Annotated in this window: 10 protein-coding genes; 5 read left to right on the plus strand and 5 right to left on the minus strand. The window is 75.7% G+C overall.

The genetic code is table 11. From position 1 onward, the window contains the following. Together ABKW28_RS22190 and ABKW28_RS22195 are read left to right on the plus strand one after the other, a co-directional pair. Nucleotides 1-443: hypothetical protein (locus tag ABKW28_RS22190; RefSeq protein ID WP_348613359.1), on the plus strand; the 443-nt coding region annotated here is incomplete at its 5' end. Between the two features lie 101 nt (nt 444-544). After that, on the plus strand, nt 545-1,831 hold the full coding sequence (locus ABKW28_RS22195) for an EAL domain-containing protein (protein ID WP_348613366.1): 1,287 nt from the start codon (nt 545-547) through the stop codon (nt 1,829-1,831). A gap of 94 nt (nt 1,832-1,925) precedes the next feature. Here ABKW28_RS22195 and ABKW28_RS22200 read toward each other — a convergent pair whose 3' ends face one another. From ABKW28_RS22200 to ABKW28_RS22215, 4 genes are all read right to left on the minus strand, one after another. After that, on the minus strand, nt 1,926-3,149 hold the full coding sequence (locus ABKW28_RS22200) for a hypothetical protein (RefSeq protein WP_348613368.1): 1,224 nt from the start codon (nt 3,147-3,149) through the stop codon (nt 1,926-1,928). A gap of 103 nt (nt 3,150-3,252) precedes the next feature. Beyond that, nucleotides 3,253-3,837 carry a YbjN domain-containing protein gene (locus ABKW28_RS22205; protein WP_348613370.1) on the minus strand — a complete coding sequence of 195 codons (585 nt, stop codon included), beginning with the start codon at nt 3,835-3,837 and terminating at the stop codon, nt 3,253-3,255. Further along, complete coding sequence (gene mshA / locus ABKW28_RS22210; RefSeq protein ID WP_348613382.1) at nt 3,834-5,072, minus strand: D-inositol-3-phosphate glycosyltransferase; 1,239 nt, start codon at nt 5,070-5,072, stop codon at nt 3,834-3,836. Before mshA ends, ABKW28_RS22205 begins: the two co-directional genes overlap by 4 nt. A gap of 284 nt (nt 5,073-5,356) precedes the next feature. Then, a complete protein-coding gene (locus tag ABKW28_RS22215) occupies nt 5,357-5,821 on the minus strand; it encodes a hypothetical protein (protein WP_348613372.1) in 465 nt (154 codons plus the stop codon). Nucleotides 5,822-5,901: 80 nt separating this feature from the next. Between ABKW28_RS22215 and ABKW28_RS22220 the strand changes: the two genes are divergently transcribed. The 3 genes from ABKW28_RS22220 (at nt 5,902) to ABKW28_RS22230 (ending at nt 8,189) form a co-directional block, all read left to right on the plus strand. After that, complete coding sequence (locus ABKW28_RS22220) at nt 5,902-6,669, plus strand: SDR family oxidoreductase (protein ID WP_348613374.1); 768 nt, start codon at nt 5,902-5,904, stop codon at nt 6,667-6,669. A 267-nt stretch (nt 6,670-6,936) separates the two neighbouring features. Beyond that, nucleotides 6,937-7,626 (plus strand): amino acid racemase, encoded by a 690-nt coding sequence (locus ABKW28_RS22225; RefSeq protein WP_348613376.1) that lies wholly within the window; start codon nt 6,937-6,939, stop codon nt 7,624-7,626. 32 nt (nt 7,627-7,658) lie between these two features. Then, nucleotides 7,659-8,189 (plus strand): GNAT family N-acetyltransferase, encoded by a 531-nt coding sequence (locus ABKW28_RS22230; RefSeq protein WP_348613378.1) that lies wholly within the window; start codon nt 7,659-7,661, stop codon nt 8,187-8,189. A gap of 113 nt (nt 8,190-8,302) precedes the next feature. Here the strand turns inward: ABKW28_RS22230 and ABKW28_RS22235 are convergent. Beyond that, nucleotides 8,303-8,636 (minus strand): protealysin inhibitor emfourin (locus ABKW28_RS22235; protein ID WP_348613380.1); only part of this gene is annotated, 334 nt, incomplete at its 5' end.

The raw sequence follows: 8,636 nt of genomic DNA on the forward strand, positions 1-8,636 counted from the left end.
CCGCCGCACCCCCCGTGCTGGCGCTCACCGCGACCCCCGCCGCCACCCAGCGGGTGCGCGCGACCCTCGCGAGCGGCGGGCTGACCAACCCGGTGCGAGGACTGCACGACAGCAGCGACGCGGCGCGCTACCTGCTGGCCCGCGGCCCGTGGCAGGACCGGGCCCGGCACCCGCTGCCGGCCGTGGTGGTGGCCGACCTGCACCTGCGCGCCGGCGCCCCGGACGGCTCGGTGCTCGACCTCCTCCGGCTGCGCCGCGAGCGGCCCGAGCTGCAGCACATCCCGGTGGTCGTGGTGGGCCGCGACGCCGACGACGAGGAGATCGACGCGGTGCACGACCTGGGGGCGGCGGCGTACCTCGCCCACACCGTGGCCGGCTCGGTGCTCGTCGACGTCATCCGTGGCCTGGGGATGCGCTGGTCGCTGGCTCCCGCCGCGTCGTGAGCCTCGCGCCACTGCCCGGCCCCCTCCAGCCCGGCCCCCTCCAGCCCGGCCCTCTGCAGCCAGGGTCCCTGCGGCCCGGGCTCCTCGCACCGAGCAGCCTCGTGCCGGGCGCCCGGCCCGCCGACCCGCGTCCGGGCCTGCGGGTCGCCTCCCGCGACGGCGACGCCGAGCCCACCCTCGCGTGGCTGCTGGAGCAGCCCGAGCGGCCGGTGGCGGTGCTCAGCGCCGTCGTCTCCAACGCCGGCGACCTGCTCGAGCGCTTCGGCACCGACGGGCTCGAGCAGGTCCTCTCGACCCTGGGTGAGCGGCTCCGGCACGGCTGCGCGGCGCGGGTGCTGCGGGTCTCGCCGCTGGGCGGGCTCGTCTTCACGGTGCCGTCCCCGGCCGAGCCGAGCCCGGCCGGCGACCCGGCCCTCGCGGCGATCACCGGCGCGGAGGAGTCGCTGCGCGACTTCGTCGAGGTCGGGGGCGAGCAGGCCTGGCCCGTGGTGAGCCTGGGCGTACGCCGCGTGGGCGCCGGCGACGAGGCCGCCCAGCTGCTGCGCGACGCCAGGTCGGCGCTGGTGCGCGCCCAGCAGGAGAGCCCCGGCACGACCACCTGCTGGCCGGCCGGGCGGACCGGCTCCGACCTGGGGCGGCTGCGGCTGGTCGACGACCTGGTCGGGGCGCTGCGCCAGCACCCCGAGCAGCTGGCCCTGGCCTACCAGCCGGTCGTCGACCTGACCACCGGCGAGGTCGGTGGCGTCGAGGCGCTGCTGCGCTGGACCCACCCCGAGCGCGGCGCCGTCTCGCCGCTGGTGGCGGTGGCCGCCGCCGAGCGCAGCGGGCTGGTGCGCGAGCTCGGCCTGCTGGTCGTCGACCGGGCGCTGGCCCAGCTGCGCGCCTGGCAGCGGCCCACCCCGCTGACCATGCACGTCAACGTCTCGCCCCTGCAGCTGCGCGCGCCCGGGTTCGTGCCCGCCGTGGCCCGCCTGCTCGAGCAGCACGACGTGCGGGCCTCCTCGCTGCTGCTGGAGATCACCGAGAGCGCCGCGATGTCGGGCGACCCCGAGGTGCTCGCGGCCCTCGACGCGCTGGGCGAGCTCGGGGTGCGCCTGGGCATCGACGACTTCGGCACCGGCTACTCCTCGATCTCGCGGCTGCAGCAGCTGCCGGTCGACACCGTCAAGATCGACCGCTCGCTGGTCTGCGAGATCGGCGGCTCGGCGCCCGCCTTCGAGATGCTGCGCGCCGTGCTGGGCCTGCTGCGGACCTCCCCGGGCCTGACGATCGTCGCCGAGGGCGTCGAGACCGCCCTGCAGTCGGCCCACCTGCGCGCCCTGGGCTGCCGCTGGGCGCAGGGCTACCACCTCGGCCGGCCCGTCCCCCCGGGCGACGTGCGCCTCTGACGCGTGCCGCCGGCGCCTTCTGGAGCCGGGGCGGGGGAAAGTCCCTGACGTTCCACACCACCCACCCGCGTGTCGCGGCGCGAAAGGTCAGGGACTATCCCGGCGGGGCGAGCTCGACGACCCAGTCGCCGCCCTGGTCGCGGGTGACCTCGCCGGCGACGATCCCGGCGCGGCCCGGCACCGGCGCGACCGGGCGCTGCTGCACCCGCCGCGACCACTCGACGTACAGCTCGTCGACGACCAGGGCCCGGCGGCCGTCGATGCGCAGGCTCACGCGGGCGCGGCGCGGCGAGAGCCGCTCGACGTCGTGCAGCACCCGGCCGGGCCGCTCGTCGGCCGACGGCTTCTCGTTGCGCGAGCGGGCGTCGCGCAGGCGGGCGTCGCGGGGCACGCGCACGACCGCCGACAGCTCGGCCCACGACGTGCGGGTGCCGCGGCACACCAGCACCACGCGCGCCTCGCCGGCCCCGGTGGCGCAGGCGCCGTGGGCGCTGCGCTCGGCCCGCACCGCGGGCACGCTGCGCACGGTGCGCTGGGTGATGGTGCGGCGGGCGATCTCGGTGGCCCCGATGACGGCCACCGAGTCCCCGCTGACGGGGTCGATGGCGACGGCGGCCAGCAGGTAGCGCCCGGTGGGCAGGCTGGCGCGGCGCCGGTTGCCCTTGCCGCCGTCCCAGGCCCAGGTCGCGGGCCCGGCGGCCAGCACGGCCCGCCGCTCGGTGACCACGCGGCCCCGGGCGACGTCGAAGGCCAGCAGCACCACGTCGGTGGGCGCCGAGAGGTCGAAGACCAGCTCGGCGGTGTCGGCGAACCCGTCGCGCACGGTGGGGTAGAAGACCGGGCTGACGCGCGCGTCGGTGAACGCGACGGGGCGCCAGACCGAGAAGGCGACCCCGTCGCTCGGGCCCGCCGCTGCGGGGCCCTCGCCCGAGTCGTCGCCCGAGTCGTCGCCCGGGTCGTCGCCGGGAGCGGCGCCCGCCACCGGGTCGAGCTGGGCGGTGGCGGTGCAGTCGGAGGCCGGCGCCTCGACGGGCGCGACCTCGACCCCGACCCGGCCGCTGGGGGCGCTGAAGGTGGTGTGGTGCTCGTAGCCGCTCGAGGGGCACACGACGCTGAGGCGCCCGTCGTGGCCGGCCGCGCCGCGCGAGACCTCCACGACGACCGGTCCGCTCCAGGCGGTGGCGACCCGCTGCCCGTCACCGGGGGCGCTGATGGCCACCTCGGGGGCGGAAGGCGTCTCTCCCGCGGCCCCCACCACGGGAGAGACGCTCAGGAGGAGAGCGGTCACGACGAGCCGGGACATCGAGCTCGCGTTCACCTGCATCCTCCCCGCCGACGCGACTGGAAGCGTCGTCCCGACGATGCTGCGGGTCGGCGGGGGGTCGCGTCATACCCCACTTCGGGTATGTCGGTGCCGGGGGTCAGTCGGCGGTCGACTCCTGCTCGGCCTCGGTGCCGTCCTCGGTGCCGTCCTTGGTGCCGTCCTCGGCCTCCAACCAGCCGCGGAACGCGTCCAGGTTGCGGGTCGACTCCCCGCGCAGCGTGCGCCACTCCCACTCCTTGCGGATCGAGGAGGCGAAGCCGAGCTCGAGGATGGCGTTGAACGACTCGTCGGCGTAGGTCAGCACCGAGCCCAGCAGCCGGTCGAGCTCGGCCTCGTCGACCACCGACAGCGGCAGCCGCGCGTCGAGGTAGATGTCGCCGGTGCGGTCGACGGCGAACGCGACGGCGTACAGGCGCAGGTTCTTCTCCAGCAGCCAACGCCACACGCGCTCGTGGTTCTCGTCGGGGTTGCGGCACACGAAGGCGTGCACGCCCAGCGCGTGGGCGCCGACGTCGAGACGCACGGGGGTCTGCAGCTTCTTCTCGCCGGGCAGCGCGAAGGAGAACAGCCCGGTGCTGGGCTCCTGCGCCTCGATCTCGTTGGTGGCCAGCCAGGCCCGCACCACCTCGGCGGCGCGCTCCTGCTCCTGGCTGGTCGGGGTCCGCATCTGCTCGTCGCTCATGCGAGGGCCTCCTGCCGCATCATCCACCGGGCACGTTCGTAGCCGCCGAGCATCGCCTCGGCGGTGGCCTCCCACGAGAACCCCTTGGCCTGCAGCACCGCGCCGGAGCGCAGCCGCTGGGCCAGCAGCGGCTCGGTGAGCACCCGCGCGATCGCGTCGGCCCAGTCGCCGGTCTCGTGGCCCTCGACGAGCAGCCCGCTGTGGCCGTCGCGCACCACGGTGGTCAGCCCGCCGACGGCCGCGGCGACGACGGGGGTGCCGGTCGCCTGCGCCTCGGCGGCGACCAGCCCGAAGGACTCGTTGTAGGACGGCACGGCCACCAGCGTGGCGGCGGCGTACCAGCGCGCGAGGTCGGCCTGGGCGACCGGCGGCACGAACCGCACCACGTCGCCCAGGCCCAGCTCGTGGGCCAGCGTGGCGAGCGCGTCGGGGTGCTCCAGGCCGCTGCCCGAGGGGCCGCCGACGACCGGCACGACCAGGCGCTCGCGCCGGCCGGGGTCGCGGCGCAGCAGCTCGGCGACCGCGCGCAGCAGCACGTCGGGGCCCTTGAGCGGCTGGATGCGCCCGGCGAAGAGGAGCACGTCGGCGTCGACGGGCAGCCCGAGCTCGCGGCGTACGTCGGCGCGCTCGCGGGGGCGGAAGACGTCGAGGTCGACGCCGGGGTGGACCACCTCGACCCGCCCGGCGTGGGCGTCGTAGAGGTTGATCAGCTGCTTGGCCTCGAGGTCGGTGTTGGCGACCAGCAGGTCGGCGGCCTCGACGACCTGCTCCTCGCCGATGACGCGGGCCTGCGGCTCGGGGGTGTCGCCCTCGGCGAGCGCCTCGTTCTTGACCTTGGCCATCGTGTGCATCGAGTGCACCAGCGGCACGCCCCAGCGGTCGCGGGCCAGCGCGCCGACCTGCCCGGAGAGCCAGTAGTGGCTGTGCACGGCGTCGTAGTGGCCCACCGGGTGGGCGGCCTCGGTGCGCAGCACCTCGCGGGCGAAGACGCACAGCTGGCCGGGCAGCTCGGTCTTGGTCAGCCCCTCGAAGGGACCGGCGTGGATGTGGCGCACCCGCACCCCGTCGTGGGCCTCGACCACCGGCTCGAGCGCCGAGGAGGTGGCGCGGGTGAAGATGTCGACCTCGGTGCCCTGGGCGGCGAGACGGCGGGCCAGCTCGATGACGTAGACGTTCATCCCGCCGGCGTCGCCGGTGCCGGGCTGGTCGAGAGGACTGGTGTGCAGGCTGATCATCGCGAGGCGCCGCACGGGGCGCTCGCTTCGGTGCTGGCTGCTCACGCAGTCCTCCGTCCGTGTGTCTGCCGGTCCCGTCACCGGGCCCTCGTCGCTCAACCCCCCGGGCCGCCCGAAGATTCCCCCAGGTCGGGTAGGTGCGGTGCGGGGTGGGTCGGCGGGCGCCGTGGTGGTCGGGCGGGCGGGAGCTTCATCGGGTCCCCGACGGAACTGGCGCCGCCCGCACGAACCTTCGTGCTGGTGACGCGAGTTCCAGCGGGTGCCCGATGAAACTCTGACAGGCGTCAGCCCGCGTGCGCCCCACCCGTACGGCGCCGCCCCGGCGCCGGTCGTGCCGCCCGGGTCGGCCGGCCACGGCCGGGGGCGGGCGGCTCGGGATCGCCGCCGGGGGTGTCGTCGCGGCGGCGGCGCCGCACCTCACGGGCCAGCACCAGCGCGCCGAGCGCCGCGGTGAGCGCGCCCACGACAGCGTCGACCGACGCGGAGCCGCCCGCGCCCGCCAGCCCACCGACGACGGCGAGCAGCGCCACGCAGAGCACGGCGAGGCAGACGCCCACGACCAGGCGCAGCGGGGCCGCGCCCCGGTCGACGAGGCCGGCGCCGAGGGTCACGGCCGCCAGGGCCAGGAGCGCCGCGCCGGGCCACCACGCGAGCGGGCCGGGCCCGGCCCAGGCCAGCAGCCACAGCGCTCCGCCCACCAGCGCGGCGAGCGCACCGCCGACGGCGGCGGGCGTCGTACCCCTGTCCACAGCAGACCCCTCTCACCTGGTCGGCACCCAGTCGGCGCCCATCGTCCCAGGCCCGCGGGGGCTGCGCCACAATGTGGCCCATGAGCAGCCGCCTCGCCGTCGTGACCGGAGCCAGCAGCGGGATCGGGGCCGCGACCGCGCGGCGCCTGGGCGCGGAGGGGTTCCACGTGGTGTGCGCGGCCCGGCGCGCCGAGCGGGTCGAGGCGCTGGCCGCCGAGATCGGCGGCACCGCCGTCGTCTGCGACGTCACCGACGCCGACTCGGTCGCCTCGCTGGCCACCCGGGTCGGCGAGCTCGCCGGCGAGCTCGGCCGGGCGGGCCTCGACGTGCTGGTCAACAACGCCGGCGGCGCGTTCGGCTCGGCGCCGGTCGCCGAGGGCGACGCCGAGCAGTGGCGCGCGATGTACGACGTCAACGTGATCGGCCTGATGCAGGTCACCAAGGCGCTGCTGCCGTCGCTGGTCGCCTCGGGCGCCGGCGTGATCTGCAACGTCGGCTCGACGGCGGGCCGCATCGCCTACGAGGGCGGCGCCGGCTACACCGCCGCCAAGCACGGCACCCAGGTGGTCACCGAGACGCTGCGCCTGGAGCTCTTCGACCAGCCGGTGCGGGTCTGCGAGGTCGCGCCGGGCATGGTGCGCACCGACGAGTTCGCGCTGGTGCGCTTCGAGGGCGACCAGGAGAAGGCCGACGCGGTCTACGAGGGCGTGGCCGAGCCGCTGGTGGCCGAGGACGTCGCCGACGCCATCGCCTGGGTCGTCACCCGGCCCCCGCACGTCAACGTCGACGAGCTGGTCATCCGCCCCCGCGCCCAGGCCGCCCAGCACAAGGTCCACCGCCAAGCGTGAGCTCGCGAACGCTTGAAGCGGTGGAGATCGAGCGAGCCCACGGCCGAGGAACGAGGCCGTGACAGGCGTGCCGAGATCTACCGCCAGACGTGAGCTCGCGAACGCTTGAAGCGGTGGAGATCGAGCGAGCCCACGGCCGAGGAACGAGGCCGTGACAGGCGTGTCGAGATCTACCGCCAGGGCGCAGGAGTGACCGGTGGCCGGTGCAGAACTGACCGGTGGGTGGTGCGGGACCGACTGCTCGTCCGGACGTGAGAGACTGCGCCGGTGCAGACCATCGGACTCATCGGCGGGATGAGCTGGGAGAGCAGCGCCGCCTACTACGAAGCCCTCAACACCGGTGTGGAGAAGCGCCTCGGCGACCTCCACTCGGCCCGCACCGTGATGGCCTCGGTCGACTTCGCGGAGGTCACGGCCCTGCAGGAGGCCGAGGACTGGGACGCGGTCGCCGCGCTCCTCGTCGCGGCCGCGCAGGGCGTCGAGCGGGCCGGCGCCGACTTCCTGATGCTGTGCACCACGACGTTCCACCGGGTCGCCGACCAGGTCGCCGCGGCGGTCGACATCCCGCTGCTGCACCTGGCCGACGTGCTCGCCGACGCCTGCGTGGCCAACGACGTCAAGGAGGTCGGCTTCCTCGGCACGACCTTCGCGATGGAGCGCTCGTTCTTCACCGACCGGCTGCGTGAGCGGGGGCTGACGGTGCACGTGCCGCAGCCCGACCACCACGAGACGGTCAACCGGATCATCTACGACGAGCTGGTCCACGGCCGCGTGGTCACCAAGTCGCGCCGCACCATGGTCGGGCTGGTCGACGAGCTGTGGGACGCCGGCGCCGGCGCGGTCATCCTCGGCTGCACCGAGCTCGAGCTCCTCGTGCACCAGTCGGACGCCAACATCCCGGTGCTCGGCTCGACCAGCCTGCACGTCGAGGCCGCCCTGGCCCGCGCCCTGGCCTGACCTGGGCTGACCTGGGCTGACCTGGGGACACCGTGGAGCTGGTCGCGGTCGGCAGCACCGACCTCGACCGGGCGACGCGGGGTCGCCTGCGCGCCCTCTGGGACTTCGCCTTCGACGGCCGTTTCGGTGACGACGACGAGTCCCACGCCTACGGCGGCGTCCACGTCGTGGCGTGGTCGGGTCCCGACCTGGTCGCGCACGCGAGTGCCGTCCCTCGACGGATCCGCTTCGACCGGACCTGGCACGGCGTCGGCTACGTCGAGGCCGTCGCCACCCATCCCGACCACCAGGGCCGCGGCGTCGGCCGCGCGACCATGCAGCGGCTGCAGGTCGAGATCGCTGCGCGCTGGCCGGTCGCGATGCTCTCGACCGGCGCGGCCACCGGGTTCTACGAACGGCTCGGCTGGGAGCGCTGGCGGGGCACGTCGTACACCCGCTCCCCCGCCGGCACCGTCGCCGACGGCGAGCACGACGGTCTGATGATCCTGCGCCTCGACCCCGCCCTGGTGCCCGACCTGGGGGTCGACGTGACCTGCGAGGACCGGCCCGGAGACGCCTGGTGACGGTCGGCGGGAAGTTTGCGCCGGGTCGGCGGGAAGTTTGGGCCGGGTCGGTGGGAAGTTTGCGCCGGGTCGGCGGGTGATTTGCGCCGGGTCAGCGGGAGGTTTGGGCCGGGTCAGCGGTGGCCCAGGTCCAGGACGAGCTCGACGAGGCGCGCCAGGTCGGGGGTGAGGGCCTGCTCCCCGACCTGGGCGCAGTCGCCGCAGACGTCGAGGTCGTAGACGAACCGGTCGGGCTGGGGGGCCGGCTGGTGGGCCGCGACCGCGGTGACGTCGACGCGCGCTGCGAGGCCGCGCAGCTCGGGCACCCGGGGGTCGTCGGAGGCGAGGTCGACGTCGGCCTCGGCGGGCACGCCCACGAACCCCCCGGTACGCCGCACCCGCACCACCCCCGTGGCCGGCGTGGTGGGCGGCGCGGTGGCCGGCCCACCCCCGCCGTCCCCTGAGGTC

Origin of the sequence: Nocardioides sp. 31GB23, assembly GCF_040012395.1 — a bacterium.
Lineage (GTDB): Bacteria > Actinomycetota > Actinomycetes > Propionibacteriales > Nocardioidaceae > Nocardioides > Nocardioides salarius.

Coding starts and splice junctions, on each gene's coding strand:
- ABKW28_RS22220 (WP_348613374.1), top strand. CDS start 5,902: ATGAGCAGCCGCCTCGCCGTCGTGACCGGAGCCAGCAGCGGGATCGGG.
- ABKW28_RS22205 (WP_348613370.1), bottom strand. CDS start 3,837: ATGAGCGACGAGCAGATGCGGACCCCGACCAGCCAGGAGCAGGAGCGC.
- mshA (WP_348613382.1), bottom strand. CDS start 5,072: ATGATCAGCCTGCACACCAGTCCTCTCGACCAGCCCGGCACCGGCGAC.